General features: G+C 57.3%; 13 protein-coding genes. 1 reads left to right on the top strand and 12 read right to left on the bottom strand.

What is annotated here, in order from left to right; translation table 11 throughout:
- Positions 1-26: 26 nt before the first annotated feature.
- The 11 genes from HMPREF3170_RS00965 to pdxS form a co-directional block, all read right to left on the bottom strand.
- Positions 27-1,241, bottom strand: coding sequence for a lipase family protein (locus HMPREF3170_RS00965; protein WP_070477139.1), 1,215 nt, complete (start codon positions 1,239-1,241; stop codon positions 27-29).
- 12 nt (positions 1,242-1,253) lie between these two features.
- Positions 1,254-2,393 carry a M24 family metallopeptidase gene (locus HMPREF3170_RS00960; protein WP_070477137.1) on the bottom strand — a complete coding sequence of 380 codons (1,140 nt, stop codon included), beginning with the start codon at positions 2,391-2,393 and terminating at the stop codon, positions 1,254-1,256.
- Between the two features lie 30 nt (positions 2,394-2,423).
- On the bottom strand, positions 2,424-5,198 hold the full coding sequence (locus HMPREF3170_RS00955) for a DEAD/DEAH box helicase (protein WP_070477135.1): 2,775 nt from the start codon (positions 5,196-5,198) through the stop codon (positions 2,424-2,426).
- Positions 5,199-5,202: 4 nt separating this feature from the next.
- Positions 5,203-6,120: a twin-arginine translocase subunit TatC gene (gene tatC, locus HMPREF3170_RS00950; RefSeq protein ID WP_070362473.1), complete on the bottom strand. Its 918-nt coding sequence runs from the start codon at positions 6,118-6,120 to the stop codon at positions 5,203-5,205.
- Between the two features lie 115 nt (positions 6,121-6,235).
- Complete coding sequence (gene tatA / locus HMPREF3170_RS00945) at positions 6,236-6,526, bottom strand: Sec-independent protein translocase subunit TatA (RefSeq protein ID WP_070477134.1); 291 nt, start codon at positions 6,524-6,526, stop codon at positions 6,236-6,238.
- A gap of 36 nt (positions 6,527-6,562) precedes the next feature.
- Positions 6,563-7,504 (bottom strand): helix-turn-helix transcriptional regulator, encoded by a 942-nt coding sequence (locus HMPREF3170_RS00940; protein WP_070362471.1) that lies wholly within the window; start codon positions 7,502-7,504, stop codon positions 6,563-6,565.
- Entirely contained in the window at positions 7,501-8,457 is a 957-nt protein-coding gene (locus tag HMPREF3170_RS00935) for a helix-turn-helix transcriptional regulator (RefSeq protein ID WP_070477132.1), read from the bottom strand. Before HMPREF3170_RS00935 ends, HMPREF3170_RS00940 begins: the two co-directional genes overlap by 4 nt.
- Positions 8,447-9,862: a Pup--protein ligase gene (gene pafA, locus HMPREF3170_RS00930; RefSeq protein ID WP_070477130.1), complete on the bottom strand. Its 1,416-nt coding sequence runs from the start codon at positions 9,860-9,862 to the stop codon at positions 8,447-8,449. Before pafA ends, HMPREF3170_RS00935 begins: the two co-directional genes overlap by 11 nt.
- Positions 9,859-10,044, bottom strand: a complete 186-nt coding sequence (locus HMPREF3170_RS00925; protein WP_070362468.1) for a ubiquitin-like protein Pup — start codon at positions 10,042-10,044, stop codon at positions 9,859-9,861. Before HMPREF3170_RS00925 ends, pafA begins: the two co-directional genes overlap by 4 nt.
- Entirely contained in the window at positions 10,037-11,548 is a 1,512-nt protein-coding gene (dop, locus tag HMPREF3170_RS00920; protein WP_070477129.1) for a depupylase/deamidase Dop, read from the bottom strand. The genes HMPREF3170_RS00925 and dop overlap by 8 nt, the downstream gene beginning before the upstream one ends.
- Before the next feature lie 41 nt (positions 11,549-11,589).
- The gene (pdxS, locus tag HMPREF3170_RS00915) at positions 11,590-12,474 is read right to left on the bottom strand and encodes a pyridoxal 5'-phosphate synthase lyase subunit PdxS (protein ID WP_369822092.1); all 885 of its coding nucleotides are present in this window, start codon (positions 12,472-12,474) and stop codon (positions 11,590-11,592) included.
- A 10-nt stretch (positions 12,475-12,484) separates the two neighbouring features.
- On the opposite strand from pdxS, the gene HMPREF3170_RS00910 reads away from it, so the two are divergent.
- Entirely contained in the window at positions 12,485-13,918 is a 1,434-nt protein-coding gene (locus tag HMPREF3170_RS00910) for a MocR-like pyridoxine biosynthesis transcription factor PdxR (RefSeq protein ID WP_246814878.1), read from the top strand.
- Here HMPREF3170_RS00910 and arc read toward each other — a convergent pair.
- Complete coding sequence (gene arc / locus HMPREF3170_RS00905) at positions 13,907-15,424, bottom strand: proteasome ATPase (RefSeq protein ID WP_070477127.1); 1,518 nt, start codon at positions 15,422-15,424, stop codon at positions 13,907-13,909. The two genes, HMPREF3170_RS00910 and arc, sit on opposite strands and share 12 nt — an antisense overlap.
- Between the last annotated feature and the right edge of the window lie 6 nt (positions 15,425-15,430).

The following is a 15,430-nucleotide window of genomic DNA, read 5'->3' as shown; positions in this document are numbered from 1 at the left end:
CCGACCATCTTAGCCGGACTACACGGTTACTTGCCTGAGGATTCTAGCTGGCTTAATAGCCACAGGACGTCCTTTCGGAGGTGCTGGAAGTATGGGGCGAAGTGGTTGATGCCAGTTCTTCCCGGAAGCTTGGGAAGTTTTCGCATTTGAACGGGTCTATCCCACCTCTCCCCTAGTTCGGCGACCACTTGCCACGGGACGATGTCGTCGTGCTTACTGCCCCACAGTCTGAGTGGGATATCGAGTGGTGTACGAGTACCTAATGCGTGATCGTCGAGCGCTGCGGCTGTTTTCGGAAGATCCTCGAGGAGCGTAGACATTGGGATACCTGCTGCCGTCCAGTGTACGGTGCTTGCCCAAGCATGTCGGAGGACCGCGCCCACTGCACAGATGTTCGCATCAAGGATGACAGCGGACATACCAACGGGGCTGAGGTGGGGCATCAGCTCTTCCGTGATCTCTGGGTCGGATGCTAGAAGGGCGGCGACTGCGTAAAGAATCATGATGGACGGAAGCGTCCCATCGATGCGGTCGAGCATCGCAAGCAGATCTGCAGGTGGTGCTCCGACGACTGCGGCACGCAGATGTAGTTCCGGCGCGTACTCGGGTTGCTCTAACCATGAAGCTGCGGCGCCCCCGCCCTGAGAAAAACCCCAGAGACCAAGCTTTTCGACGCTGCAGCCTAGGCCTACGCTGGCGCGAACTGCATCGGCGAGTGCGTGGGCTGCTGCGCGGTGGAAGCAATAGAGCTGCACATTGTCTTCGGGATCTCGTGGATAGTCCGTCAACACGACATTTGCTCCCGCGGCGAGCAACATGTTGATCGCAGGCTGCTCGTAGGCAGCGATAAGGTCCAGTGGTTTGCGTCGAAGTCGAAGTCCCACTGTGCAGGAGTAAGAAGGGTCACATGCCGGGGCAACGCCTTGGGTGGAGGGGGCGAACGCGACGGTTGGACGCTGTCCATTGCCATGCCAGGGACGCTTGCTGAGGAACACCGCGCCGGTAGCAGACATCACGCGTTCCCGCTCGTCGGTCGTGGTGTATTCAATTCTGAATGCGTTGGCACGATTGAGCCTGTACTGCAGCCCTATAGGACGAATCGGCGTTGCTTGCAACAATGTGCCAGGAGGAGCGCCGACTGCCCAGGTTGCTTTGCCATACTCCGCATCCGTGATCGAATGTGAATGCGTGAGGTCAACGCTAAGCGGCAGCAGTGTGCGAAGAGTTAAGCCGAACTCCATGTATGTGCTTTCCTAGATCTTCGGAGTGTCTCGCGGGTGGGGCTGCAAAGTCTTTGGCCTGGTGTTCAGCGAGTGTGCACCGTCTGCCTGAAGATGCACTATGTCCTCGATACGCATTCCCCAGCTGCCTGGTTTGTAAATTCCTGGTTCGATGGAAAAGACCATTCCTTCATCTAGGACGAGATCATTGCCGGTGACCAGGAACGGCGGTTCGTGGCCAGCCAACCCAATGCCGTGCCCGATTCGGTGCGTAAACCACTCGCCGTACCCGTGCTCGGAGATAATGTTCCTCGCAACCGCGTCGAGCTTTTCTGCTCGCATTCCAGGCCGAGCGGCGTCGCAAGCTGCCTGTTGCGCTTGCAAAAGCACTTTGTAGGCATCGAGCTGCTCTTGGCTACCCGGTGCTCCTTCGACAAGATACGTTCGCGTGCAGTCGGAGTGGTAGCCGCTCGCGATCGTCCCTCCGATATCGACGACGACGATGTCCCCTGCTTCAATGATTCGATCGGAGAAGTCGTGATGAGGGTTTGCGCCGTTGGGGCCAGAACCGACGATGATGAAGTCTACTGCGGTGTGCTCCTCCAGGATCGCCGTGTGCAGTGCGTCGGCCACAGCGCGCTCGGTAATACCTGGGGTAAGTAGCGAGGGAACGAGGGCATGAACGCGGTCGATTGCTTCGGCGGCCTGAGCCAATTGCGCAATCTCGTCATCATCCTTGACCATAAACAGACTAGACAATGCGTCCTGCGCAAGACAGGTCTTGAATGGGTATCGCTGCAAAGCCAGCACGTGATCCGCGGTGAGCGTGCTGCCCAGGCCAATGATCGGAGGCGTTGCGCTGTCGGCAGGCGATGCGATGAGTTTATAAACAATTTCATAGGGGTCTTCGCCATCGCGCCACCCAATGGGGATGAGCGCCGGGTCGTCTGAGGGGAAGGAGCCAGCGTCGGTGCTGGGGAGGACAACGGTAGCGTTTCCTTCATCGGTGAGCACGATAGCGGAGAGCCTCTCGTGCGTATCGATTTGTGTACCGGTCAGGTATTCAAATTCCGGGCCAGGGCCGATGATCACGGCGCGCAGGTGATTTGCCGCAAGAAATTTGCAGGCTGCTGCGCGTCGACGTTCAAATGTGTCGCTACCGAAGAAAGTCATATGCCCATCGTAGGCGTACCAGTACTCACACTAGCTCCCGATTGCCACTACACCGCGTCGAATAGTTTCTATCGCGCGGTTCGCATTGTTGCGAATCTCATCGCTGTAGCCGACCTTCTTCACCTGTTCTAGCAGGTCGATCACCTGCCGGCACCATCGGACAAAGTCGCCCGCGGTCAGTTCCGCGCCAGATTCTGCCGCGGCTGCAAGCGCGTACCCAAGCGGTGCGCCGGCGGTCCATTGGTGCAACGCGAGTGAGAAATGTGGGTCTGGCATTCTGGTGAGTGGAAGATTGTGGCGCTGTTCATCGGAAACGAGTTCGCCGTACACACGCATCGTTTCATTCATTGCGTGGGCCATTGGCTCTGTAGCGGCCTCCGGGGAGCCTCCCGTGGTACGGCGGTTCTCAAACACGACTATCGAGACGACACCGGCGAGCTCTGCGGGGTCCAACTCGTCCCAGATCCCGCGTTTTAGGCACTGCGCAACGAGGAGGTCCGAAACATTGTGCAGCTTTGCTAAACGCTCGCCCTCATCAGTTACTTGGAATTCGCCTTCCACGAGCTCCACGTAGTCGAGTTCTTGCAGTAGCCCGATCAGGCGCTCGAATGTTCTGCCAAGTGTGTCGGTGGCGTTGTCTACTTGCCTGCTCAGCCGGTCAAGTGCGCGCTGCTCACGGGCAAGCTTCTCGCCTACTCGGGCCAGCATTTCGCGGTCCGTGGCCGGCCATGAGTGGACGGGGTGCGCATGAAGTTGCTCGCGAAGTTTGGTGACGGATTTTGGAGTTCGATACCGGGCCTTCTCACGCAGTCGCTTTGGTGCATGCACCGGAGCGTGGCGGAGCTGGCTTGCGATCTTTTTCGCAAATTTGCGTGGTTGGTCCCGCGTATGCCGTGGAACTTTCATTCGCCCTACGACGAGTGGAGTGTTCTTGAAAAAATCAGCGTTGATGCGGCTCGACCAGCCACGCTCGGTGGTGACCCAGGGGCGCGGATCGTCGTGTCTGCCGGCGGGCTGAACCACCACCGCGAGCTCCGGTTGACGTTTACCAGGAAGCGCGATGATCTCGCCGACTTCCAGTCGGGCCAGCACGCGGGCGACCTCGGTGTGCCGGTTGTCGAGCGCGTCTCTCCGTGCTTTCTTCTCCTCCACGCTGAGAGCATGTCGGATGTCCAAGTACTCCAACAGGTCCTCAATCGCGTGATCTGATGGTGGCGCGTACGAAGAGATATCGCGGGATAATTGGGCGCGAAGTCGAGCAACTTTGCCTTCCAACCGCTCTAGGTCCCTCACCTCGCCAACCACGGATCGGTCGGTTTGGAACTGAGCAAATGACTGCTCGATAAGTCGAATGGAGTCGTCGAAACCATTCATGGCAAGCATGTTGATAGCCATGTTGTAGCCGGGAGCAAACGGTGAAATGAGTGGATACGTTCTTGTCGACGCCAATCCAGCTACATACTGCGGGTCCATCGCTGGCGCCCACTGCACAACAGCGTTGCCGAGCACATCGATCCCTCGCCGACCGGCGCGCCCCGTGAGCTGGGTGTACTGCCCTGGCGTGAGGTCTACGTGGCCCTCGCCGTTGAACTTGACTAACTTCTCCAGCACGGTGGTTCGGGCCGGCATGTTGATGCCCAGGGCCAGCGTTTCGGTCGCAAAGACCACCCGGACGAGCCCTTCCACAAATAACTGCTCGACGATGTGCTTGAACGCGGGTAATAGCCCTGCGTGGTGCGATGCGAACCCCCTCAGCCACGCGCTGCGAAGCTGCCGGTAGTTCAGTACTTTGAGATCCTCTTCCGGGATGCCTTCAACACCCGCGTCGATGATCTCGGCGGCACGTGCACGTTCCTCTTCTGTCGTGAGTTCCTTCCGCGAACGGAGGCATTGGTAGAGAGCGCCATCGCATCCCGCTCGAGAGAAGATGAACACAATTGCCGGAAGCATCTCTAGCCCATCGAGCACCTCGACAACTTCCGGCCGCCCAACCGGACGGTAGCGGTCTTGTTGGCGTGTCCTCCCATGGCGACGTCCACTCGAGCGGGCACGGAACCCGCGACCTTCATGAAAGTCATCCGCGCCTTCTTCCATCGTTCGAGACTCGATACGAGCGATCTGATGTGCCAAAGCCCTGTTAAGTTCGGGCTCGGAGGATGGGTTGGCAGGCTCGAACAATGGAAGGACCTTCTTGCCAACCATCATGTACTGACTCAACGGAACCGGACGGTCTTCGGAAACAATCACGGTCGTATCGCCACGAACAGTGTTGAGCCATTCACCGAACTCTTCCGAGTTCGACACAGTCGCCGAAAGCCCAACGATCTGGACGGAGTCGTCCAAGTTGAGAATGATCTCCTCCCAAACAGGTCCACGTTCCGGATCTGCGAGGAAGTGGATTTCATCCATTACCACGTGGGTTAGTCGGTCCAGGCGAGGTGCTTCCGCGTACACCATGTTTCGGAGCACCTCTGTCGTCATCACGACGATGTCCGCCGAACCGTTGATGCTCACGTCGCCTGTCAGCAGTCCAACGGATTCTTCGCCGTATGCCGCGACGAAGTCGTGGTACTTCTGATTGCTCAGCGCCTTAATTGGTGTGGTGTAAAAGCACTTTGTGCCTCGCGAGAGCGCCAGCGCAACGGCGAACTCACCGACTACGGTTTTCCCGGATCCCGTTGGGGCGCAGACGAGCACGCCCCGATCGTCTTCGAGTGCCTGGCAAGCTTCAATTTGGAATGGGTCGAGCGGAAAATCCTTCGAGGCTTGAAACTGTGCGAGAAACGAGTCAGAGGAAGCGGACATGCCCCTACAGTACGTCGTTGAAGGGATCCTCGGTAAACGTGTGCACGGGCTTTGGCTTCTCTACGGCCGCTACGTTACCAATCGGTGCTGCCTTTTCGATGGGCGAAGCTGCGTCGATAGGTCCTGAGGACTCGTCGTCGTCGAGGTCGAGCCAGTCCGGTCTGTTCCTGGCGTGGCGCTTGTCATTGATCCTGCAGAACTGGAATGCGCACTCGACGAGGAGTGTGATGGAGAGCGCCAGCGCGACCATCGAGAACGGGTCCTGGCCGGGTGTCATAAACGCCGCAAAGATAAAGATCCCAACGATGATGATCCGGCGCTTATCCTTTACCTGTTCATAACGAATGATGCCCGCGACGTTGAGCATCACGATGATGAGGGGGACTTCGAAGCTCACACCAAAGACGACGATGAGCCCGAGCAAAAAGTTATAGTAGCTTCCACCAGACAGTGCGCCAATCTGCACCTCGCTGCCCATCGTCATCAGGAAGTACAGTCCTTTGTCCAAAACAAAGTACGCAAGCATCGCCCCGGCCACGAAGAGCAGTACCGCAAGCGTCACAAACGTGAATGTGTACTGTTTTTCATTCTTGTGGAGCCCCGGCGTGATGAATCGCCAAATTTGGGTCAGCCACACTGGTGATGCCATGACGAGCCCAGCGAGCGCGCCTACCTTCAGCCGCAGCATGAACATTTCGAAGGGGCCCGTCGCTAAGAGACGACAATTGCCATCACCTGTGAAGTCTGCTCGAAGCTCAGTCGGGAGGTTGCAGTACGGACCTCGAATGATTTCGCCGAGTGGGTACCAGTGAAAAGGCGCAGACTGATACCAAATGAATCCCACAACGGTGCCGACGCACACTGCGACGAGCGAGACGATGACGCGGCGTCGTAGCTCTTTCAGGTGTTCAACGAGCGTCATCTCGCCGGTAGCATTCTTTGGCTTCCGACGAAATCGACGACCTGCCTTTTGTGCAGGCGGAACTTGCTGTTGCCCCACTGAACTACGACCTCCAAGAATTCCTTAACAACAAACGCTACTGGCGGTGCTGGTTCTCAGGCGCGTCCCAAAAGCTTTGCTGAGCGTTAGGGCCTGTTTGCTGCTGTGGATTCGATGGAGGAGCGATTTCTTTAGGTTCCTGGCTCTGCGCAGGCTGCTGCGGAGCAGCTTGCGTCTCGTCGTCGTTGCGCAGCTCCTTGACTTCAGACTTGAAGATACGGGCGGAGCGACCCATCGAACGTGCCAAGTCGGGAAGCTTGTTTGCCCCGAACAATAACAGCACGATGGCCAAAATAATGAGGATTTCCATCCAACCTAAATTCGGCATTGGATTCCTTTCACACTGCTTGGGTAGAGTCCTCCGCTATTCTAATGCCTCTAAGCCGGAAAACGCACGACGGCGTGCCTCATCAGCCAGCTCTGGCGGACCGATGAGTTCGATGCGGTCTCCTTGGCTAAGGCAGAAACGGATAAGCCAGTCCGCGGACCCGTAGACCATGGTTGCCTCAATCCGTCCGTCATCATAGGCATCACCGATTTCGATTTCCCAGTAGTCCGCAAGCCATGTCGCATCGGAAGATACGAGTAGGTTAGCGATGTTTTCGGAGTCGAAGCCAAACGGGTCGGAGCCGTCAAACGTCTTGCCCACCGCAGAACGGTCGGCTGGAACTTCGGTCAACCGAGCTTCACGAATTCGGTCAGTTCGGAAGCTCTTCTCCTCTCCTCTATCCAGCGCCGTGAAATAGGTGTGACCACCTTGGTGAAAGAACCGAATACCGGTCAACTGGCGCTCACGAAGCGTATCGGAGGAAGGCGAAAAGTATGTCACCTGCACTTGAACGCCTTGCTGCAAACCACTTTGAAGTATCCCCAGGATGGATTCTTGATCGCTTTGCTCCCCATCCGCGTCAAGCACGGAGGTACTGCCAACTACAGCTCGCAACTTCTCTGCTGCAGAACTCAGCGCCGCTTGGTCGAGCAGGCCTGGCATGGTCTCGAATGAGTCGAGCAGTAGTAACAATGTGTTTGCCTCGGTTGGTGTGAGACGCAAGGGCCGACTCAAACCTTGGTCGTCAATGACGGTCACCTCGGTCCACGAATGTTTGAGATCAATCATCTCCCCGGGGCCATTGCCAACTCCCGACAAATGGAGCATCGCCAAGTCGCTTTTCACCTGTTCCGCGTCAGTTCCGATGTCCCGCGCTATTTCCATTGGTGAACGATCTGGGTGCTGCGACAGGTATGACAACAGGTTTAAAAGCCGTGCCAGACGCACCTGGCGTTCGACTGCAGTGTTTTGCTTCATGCTTCAACTCGTTCCTGTCCTCGAAGCTGTTTGCGCAAGAGCGCAGATACCTCTTCGTGGATATCGGGCGGCGTAATTGAGCGCACATGCGGAGCAAGGCTCGCGAGAGTGCGCACGAGCCAGTCGCGTTCGACCCCACTGACAGCTATCCGGTCCAGACCCGCTGCAGAGCCTTCTGAGCGCTCTCCTTGCAGCGATAGCTCCTCGCCTACACCAGCTGAAATTTCCACCACGGCATCGGCAAGCGGGCCACGAAGTACGTTCTGAAGTACGTCACGCGGGTCCTTGGTGGCGTCGTGAAACGATGTCTGATTCTTCGACTTCCTGATGTTGCTCACCTTCATCAGTCTGAAGACGCGCTCTTGGCCGCGATCGCAGTCCCAACCAACAAGGTAAGTCTTGTTATTGAGAGGTACGACGCTCCACGGGTCGAGCGTTCGGCGCTGGAGCGACGTACCTGGAGCTGGCTGAAAATCGAACGTCATGCGGGTCTTGGTGCGTGCGCAAGCCAAGGCCGCCTTGAGTACATCAGGGTCGAGGTTGATGATGTCGTTGTCGACGAACGCAATGGTTGGGCTATCAAACATCCTGGTAACGCCAGATGCCGCGATCTTTGTCCAACCGGATCGCGCAAACGCGCCTAGGCGTCCCGCCTGGCTGAGATCAACTACGAGGCCAAGCGCCGTTGCCTCCTCAACAGTGAGGTTGAGCGGCTCGAGTTCGTACTTATCGTGTTCGATCCATGCCTCGCCTGCTCGAGTTTCTGCGGGCACGCCAACACGGCGAAGGTCGTCGACGTCGCGCTTAATCAGTTTTTCCAGGGCCTCTGGAGTTCGATCAGCGTATCCGTCGACGTGCTTGGCAATCCACTGCTGTGTCCTCGGACGCGGTGACCCCAGTAACGCGAACGCCAAGTTCAGCTGCCGGGAAGTCATTACATCACTACGTGTCATGATGCTCCTGCTGATGGTTGTCCACGATGTATTGGATCAAGGCGTCGACGTCAGCGTTCTCGGTTTCGAAGGGATCGAGAAGCTTGAGCGTTCGAGGCTCTGGACGGTTTACTTTCAGGTGCACCCAATCGACGTTGTGCTCCGCGTTGTAGTCCCGAGCAGCTGAGAGGAACCTGCCCCGCAGCGCGGCGCGAGTCGTGGCAGGAGGCTGCTCAGCAGCCATTCGAATGTCCGCGTCGGTAGTCCAACGCGCCGCGAGGCCTTTGCGTTGCAGCAGGTAGAACAGACCACGCTCCGGGTTGATGTCGTGATAGGTCAAATCAATCTGTGCCAATTTCGGATGTGACCAGTCCGTGTCTAGTTTTTCACGAACTTGCTCTAAGAGCTTGTGTTTGATCACCCAGTCGATCTCTGTGTCAACCGCAGAGAAATCCTGCGTCTCGATTGCAGTCAGCACTCTTTGCCATAGCTCCACTACCCGACTGAGTTCCTCGTTTGAGGTTCCCTCGTCTGGCCGTTGTGTCAGCCATTTTGTGGCGGCGTCAAGAATCTGTTGCTGCACCGCGAGTGCTGTAACAATTGAGCCGTCTTTACAAGTAAGGAGCGTTTGGCCAGTCGGGTCGAGCGCAATCGCTCGAATATGCTTGATCGGATCTTCGAGCTCCACGTTCGGCATCGGGAAGCCAGCCTCAAGCATCTCAATGACCAGCTGCGTCGCGCCTACCTTGAGTGCGAACGTAGTTTCCGACATGTTGGAGTCACCGACGATGACGTGCATTCGGCGGAATCGATGAGAATCTCCGTGTGGCTCATCTCGAGTGTTAATGATGGGACGCGTGCGCGTGGTGGCAGATGAAACCCCTTCCCACACCTGGTCGGCGCGCTGGGACAGCACAAACTTGCCCTTATTGATCATTCCTGCGCCACATATTAGCTGTCTCGTAATCAAAAAAGGCAGGAGCTGCTTGCTAAATGACTTCAGGACGATTTCGCGACTCACCAGATAATTCTCGTGTGCACCGTAAGAGTTGCCCTGTGAGTCGACGTTGTTCTTAAACAGGTACACCTGGGCCGGAGTCCCCTCCTGCGCAAGGGCTTCCTCTGCATGCAGCGCAAGCTGGTGGTAGAGCATCTCGCCAGCCTTGTCGTACTGCAAGAGCTGCATCAGCGAGTCGCATTCTGGCGTCGCGATTTCAGGGTGCGCACCTACGTCGAGGTAGAGCCGAGAGCCGTTCTGGGTGAAGATATTCGACGACCGATAGCGCGAAACTACCGGCCGGAACAGGTAGCGCGAAAGCTCTTCCGGGCCAAGGATGGATTGCCCATGTGCGTAGGCGGCGAGCCCAAACTCCGTCTCTACCCCCATGATTCGGCGCGCATACAGCGCAGGGTGTTCGGAACTCATTGGCCACCTTTTTGAACGAATGAGCGCACAAACTCCTCAGCGTTCGTGTCAAGCAAGGCATCAATCTCATCGAGTAAATCGTCAGTGCCTGTCACCTCGACCTGGGCTTGGGCGCTGTTGCCTTCTTCATTCTGCGGTTCCGGGGTGTCTCCTCCACCGAACATTTGTTGCTGCTTAGACATGCTTATACCCTAGCGCGTTTAGCAGCTCCGATGCCGTTGTAGCGCGGTTGATGATTTGGGCAGTTTGCTCATACGTCCAGCCATTGACATCGTCGAGCGGCACGCGGACCATTCGATCCTCAATCCTGAAAACGATGGACTGCCAACTCGATGCCGCGATCTCTTCCCCAAACTTTTCGGTTACCTTGCCACGGAAGTATGCGCGGGAGTTTCTCGGCGGGTTCTTTGCTGCGTGAGCAATCTCCTCATCGCCTACTAGCGTCCGTATCGATCCTTTTCGGACGAGTGCGTGATACAGCGATTTCGCAGGATCTATGTCAGCGTACTGGATGTCGATCATTTTCAACTTTGGGTCGTCCGCGGCTACTCCTCGGTCCATGAACGAGCGCACAAGCGCCCACTTGGCCGTCCAATCAAGGCGATCCGCGGTGCGCAGTGGGTCGACTGCGAGATCATCGAGCACTTCAGCCCAAAGAGCGAGCACTCGCTTATCGACGTCCCCTTCGTTTGGCAGCCCCTGCACCCGATCTCGGATTTCCCGGAGCACCTCGATTGCTGTGCAACGCCTACCGTTGGCAAGAAGTAGTTTGTGTGTGCACGTTGGGTCGTGGGAGATGCGTTGCAGCTCAGCAACCGGGTCCTGGATGGTGAGGTCCGAGAAGTCCACTCCAGCTTCGATTGCGTCGAGCACGAGTTTGGTCATGCCCATCTTCAAGAAGTTGGAGTACTGGCTCATGTTGGCGTCACCGATGATGACGTGGAGGCGTCGAAACTGTGTAGCGTCAGCGTGTGGTTCGTCGCGCGTGTTGATGATGCCTCGGTTCAGTGTCGTTTCGAGTGAGATTTCCTGCTCGAAGTAGTCTGCGCGCTGTGAAATCTGGAAACCGGCATGTTCACTTTCGCGCCCGATGCCGACTCGTCCGGCGCCAACGATGACCTGCCGAGTGACGAAGAACGGAATGAGCCCCTCTACCACCGCTGCGAAGTCAGTGTGGCGTGAGTACTGGTAGTTTTCGTGACTACCGTACGACTGGCCCTTGCCATCGACGTTGTTCTTGTAGAACTTAATGGGTGGGCATGGTGCAGCGCCGTCAAGCACCGAAATACCTTCGTCCCAGAGATCGCGGATGTCGTCCATGGACTGCCGCAGGTAGAGATCACCAGCGGCGTCGTACAGCATGGCGTCCCAGGCGTTATCAACTTCCGGGGAGGAGTATTCAGGATGGCCGTGGTCGACGTAATACCGAGCACCGTTAGTAGTCACCACATTAGCCACGCCAATCGCGTTTGGGTCGACAACAGGAACCGTCCGATAGCGTTGGAGGTCGTATCCGCGAGCATCCTTCAGCGGGTGTTCCTCCGCGTAGTCCCATCGGCTTCGAGCACTCGTATGCATCGCAGCGTATGCCACGACAGCATGCGTCGAGGTTATGAGCGGGCTGAGCGTCGGGTCGCTCGGAGTCGTGATGCCATACTCAGTTTCTGTTCCCATGAAACGTCCCATGGCTCACGACTGTACCGCGACGCTACCTCCCGTGCTGGCATTTACCAGCCGCGCTCAGCCAAGCGATGCGGCGCAGGCAGATCGCTTACGTTAATGCCAACCATTGCCTCGCCAAGGCCGCGTGAAGCTGCTGTGACTTCGGCGATGTCTTGCCAGTTGCGGGTTGCACGAACGACAGCTTCCGCGCGCTTCTCTGGATGCTCGGACTTAAAGATACCCGAGCCAACGAAGACGCCGTCAGCGCCAAGCTGCATCATCAGAGCTGCGTCAGCTGGTGTTGCAACGCCACCAGCGGTGAACAGGGCAACGGGAAGCTCGCCGTGTTCAGCAACGTACTTCACCAGATCATATGGGGCTTGCAGCTCTTTCGCCGCGACGTAGAGCTCATCTGGGTTAGACGCTACCGTAGCCTGCAGCTGTGCGATTTGGGCTTTGATAGTGCGGATATGTTTCGTGGCCTCGGAGACATCACCAGTACCAGCCTCGCCTTTGGAACGAATCATGGACGCGCCTTCATTGATGCGGCGAAGTGCTTCACCCAAGTTTGTCGCACCGCACACGAAGGGGGTGTCGAATGCGTTCTTATCGATGTGGTTGACATAGTCAGCTGGGCTGAGCACCTCGGACTCATCGATGTAATCGATTTTGAGATGCTCCAAGATCGCGGCCTCGACCGTGTGTCCGATGCGCGCCTTTGCCATGACTGGAATTTCCACCGCGTCGAGGATCTCTTCGATGAGGTCGGGGTCGGACATACGCGCCACCCCTCCCTGGGCACGGATGTCTGCCGGGACTCGCTCAAGTGCCATGACGGCAACGGCGCCGGCATTCTCCGCAATCTTCGCCTGCTCTGCGGTCACGACGTCCATAATGACGCCGCCGCGCAAGCTGTTGGTCAACTCTGCATGTTTCGAAAAATCAGTCATGGGTTCCATCATGCGGTACGATCTGGACGATTACGAGGTCCAGTTTTACAGCAATATTTTGTACCAGTTGGTGAGTATGTTCTTTCCAGTCTCGCGTAACGCATCACTTTCACTTCCTGCCCAAATCGCAGCGCAAATCCGAACCGCGGTTGCCGAAGGCACACTGCGACCCGGAGACACCATCGCATCTACCCGCGAGCTTGCTACCCAACTCGGCGTATCGCGTGGGACCGTGGTCAGCGCATTCGATCAGCTCATCAGCGAAGGCTATCTGGATACCACGCAGGGAGCACCAACAAGGATTCATCCTGAGCTCCGAGTACCGAAGCAGTCGATACAACAGAGGCAAAGAGCATCCAACGAGGCGTCAACACCTGCAGTACTTTCGCTGGTCCCAACATCAGGTATCGACGGCATGATCCGTCCGGCAGCCTGGCACCGTGCATGGCGCGAAGCCTCATATTGCGTGCCGAAACAGGCCGACCCACAAGGCGAGCCGAAACTACGGACTGCAATCGCCGAGCACCTGCGAGTAGCTCGTGGGCTTCACGTTGCTCCGGAGGCGGTCATCGTCACCGGTGGGACCCGCGAAGGACTGCTGCTCACGCTGATGTCTATTGGCAACAGCGTCCGAGTTGGTGTTGAAACTTCGGAGTCTAGCGGGCTTCGTTCCGTGATCGCTCTCGCAGGCCATGCGACGGTGCCCTGCCAATGTGACGACGAAGGCGTCTTAGTCTCGCAGCTTCCGTGCGACATCGACGCACTGCTCATCACGCCAGCACACGTGCCGCCGTTTGGCGGTGTCATGACAGTACGCCGACGCGTTGAGTTACTCGAATGGGCCTCGGCAACGGGTACGTTGCTCATCGAGGATGATTTCAACACAGAACTGCGCTATCGAACGGCTCCCCAACCGACACTGAGTGCTCTACCTAACTCAGGCAATGTGCTCACGCTCGGTACTTTCACAACGCTGCTGCACAAGCAACTTTCCGCCGGCTACATCGTTACCACACCGGATACGTTTTCCTCGGTGCAAGAGACCCGGGAAGTGCTAGGAATGCCGGTGTCGACAGTTACCCAACACGCGATCGCGCACCTACTGACTGATGGCACCGTCCGGAAAAGCACCAAAGCGTTTCACACTAGGCTTGCGAAGCGGCGTCGACAGGTAACCCCACTCCTCGAGCGTATTGCCGAAGCCAGTGGTGCGAGCAACGCCACCATGAGCAACACGAGTAGCGCTGACATTATCGTTGAGTTTTCTCATCAACGCGATCTGCAGCGCTTCAGGGAGCAGCTGAAACGCGTCGGCTGCGTTTGCGCGACCGGTGATTCAACTGGCGCTGGTGAAGACTGTTTTGCACTGCTCAGTTTCTCAACGCTGAGCGACCAAGACTTTGATGCCGCAACGCGCTCCCTCGCTGAGTTTCTAGGATGCTGACCTAGCGACGACCTCCACAGCGACCACTTGCTTGCCATGTCGACCGGCTAGGCGCGACCAAGTGTCTGGGTCGGCAGTATTTGGCAGGTCTTCATTTTCCTGCTGCTCCGCGCGAACCGCCGCACGCAGGTGCTCCGCAGTAACGCCGGTATCTGACTCGCCGGAAATAGCATCCTTGATAGCAAGCTTTTTGGCGCGGCTGACAATGTTCGCGATCATCGCACCAGACACAAAGTCAGAGTAGTGCAACGTCTCCTCAGAACCATCAATCAACCGGAGACGGACGAAAGGCCGCGGCGCAAACAACTCCTCGACGGCAATCTGTGAAAGCTCCTCGACAGGAACTGCGTGAGGGACGTCAGGGCGTAAGTAGCGGCCGAAGATATCGAGGGCCTCAGCTTTAGTCGGGCGTGAAATCCGCACCTTGATATCGAGGCGTCCAGGTCGGAGAATCGCAGGGTCAATGAGCTCTTCCCTATTCGTCGCGCCGATGACGATGACGTTCGAAATATCTTCTACGCCGTCAATCTCTGTGAGCAGCTGCGGCACAACTGTCGTTTCCATATCGGAGGACACCCCCGAACCGCGGGTACGGAAGATCGACTCCATCTCATCGAAGAAAATGATCACGGGGCGACCTTCCGAGGCGAGCTCCCTCGCACGCTCGAAAATCAGCCGGATTCTACGCTCGGTCTCTCCCACGAACTTATTCAGCAGCTCGGGGCCCTTCACGTTGATGAAGTGCGCCGACGCACTATGACCAAGCCGGTGCGCCAACGAATTCGCGACCGCTTTCGCAATCAGCGTCTTACCGCACCCGGGCGGGCCGTACAGTAGCAGGCCCTTCGGGGGCTTCAAGTCATACTGCTGGTAAAGGTGAGGGTGGGCGAACGGCAGCTCAACCGCATCGTGGATGAGCTCAATCTGTTCTTGGAGCCCGCCGATGTCCTCATACGTCACATCGGGTACTTCTTCGAGTGAAAGCTGGTTCACCTCGGTCTTTGCAATGCGCTCAAACGCGAACTGTGCGCGCACATCAGTAAGCAACGTGTCACCGGCACGGCTTTCACGTTGTAGCTCGTCTGTAAGCCGTACGACGTGCTCCGTTCCCTGGATGTCTTGCACAATAGCGCGACCGGCGTCCAGCTTTTCAACGAGCGTAGCTAGCTGGCCCACAGCAGGATATTGGCAGACCTCGAGTACCACGCTGCCATCGCCAAGCCTCACCAGCGACCCCGGCTTCACTCGGTCGATCGCGATCGTTGGCGCGACCTTGACACGCATGTGCCGACCGCTTGTAAAGACTTCAGCGTCTGTTCCATTGCCAGTGGACGCAAGGAACAGGCCGTACGTCGAAGCTGGGTCGCCGAGGGACTCGACCTGTTCGTAGAGCTCTTGCAGCTTGTCCCGACTGGTTTTGAGCATGTCCGCAAGCTGTGCATTGCGCGCGCGGAGCTGCTGGTTGTCGCGTGTGAGTACCTGGACTTCGGGCAAGCGTTCAGTCATACAAGG

The organism is Corynebacterium sp. HMSC08D02 (assembly GCF_001807505.1).
GTDB classification, from domain to species: domain Bacteria; phylum Actinomycetota; class Actinomycetes; order Mycobacteriales; family Mycobacteriaceae; genus Corynebacterium; species Corynebacterium pseudogenitalium.
The sequence above is the reverse complement of the archived record's forward strand: the minus strand, read 5'-3'. Positions and strand labels throughout refer to the sequence as shown.

What these genes read in the sequence shown, in the direction of transcription:
- HMPREF3170_RS00965 (WP_070477139.1), bottom strand. Translation starts at nt 1,241, where the DNA reads ATGGAGTTCGGCTTAACTCTTCGCACACTGCTGCCGCTTAGCGTTGAC.
- HMPREF3170_RS00960 (WP_070477137.1), bottom strand. Translation starts at nt 2,393, where the DNA reads ATGACTTTCTTCGGTAGCGACACATTTGAACGTCGACGCGCAGCAGCC.
- HMPREF3170_RS00955 (WP_070477135.1), bottom strand. Translation starts at nt 5,198, where the DNA reads ATGTCCGCTTCCTCTGACTCGTTTCTCGCACAGTTTCAAGCCTCGAAG.
- tatC (WP_070362473.1), bottom strand. Translation starts at nt 6,120, where the DNA reads ATGACGCTCGTTGAACACCTGAAAGAGCTACGACGCCGCGTCATCGTC.
- tatA (WP_070477134.1), bottom strand. Translation starts at nt 6,526, where the DNA reads ATGCCGAATTTAGGTTGGATGGAAATCCTCATTATTTTGGCCATCGTG.
- HMPREF3170_RS00940 (WP_070362471.1), bottom strand. Translation starts at nt 7,504, where the DNA reads ATGAAGCAAAACACTGCAGTCGAACGCCAGGTGCGTCTGGCACGGCTT.
- HMPREF3170_RS00935 (WP_070477132.1), bottom strand. Translation starts at nt 8,457, where the DNA reads ATGACACGTAGTGATGTAATGACTTCCCGGCAGCTGAACTTGGCGTTC.
- pafA (WP_070477130.1), bottom strand. Translation starts at nt 9,862, where the DNA reads ATGAGTTCCGAACACCCTGCGCTGTATGCGCGCCGAATCATGGGGGTA.
- HMPREF3170_RS00925 (WP_070362468.1), bottom strand. Translation starts at nt 10,044, where the DNA reads ATGTCTAAGCAGCAACAAATGTTCGGTGGAGGAGACACCCCGGAACCG.
- dop (WP_070477129.1), bottom strand. Translation starts at nt 11,548, where the DNA reads ATGGGACGTTTCATGGGAACAGAAACTGAGTATGGCATCACGACTCCG.
- pdxS (WP_369822092.1), bottom strand. Translation starts at nt 12,474, where the DNA reads ATGACTGATTTTTCGAAACATGCAGAGTTGACCAACAGCTTGCGCGGC.
- HMPREF3170_RS00910 (WP_246814878.1), top strand. Translation starts at nt 12,485, where the DNA reads ATGCGGTACGATCTGGACGATTACGAGGTCCAGTTTTACAGCAATATT.
- arc (WP_070477127.1), bottom strand. Translation starts at nt 15,424, where the DNA reads ATGACTGAACGCTTGCCCGAAGTCCAGGTACTCACACGCGACAACCAG.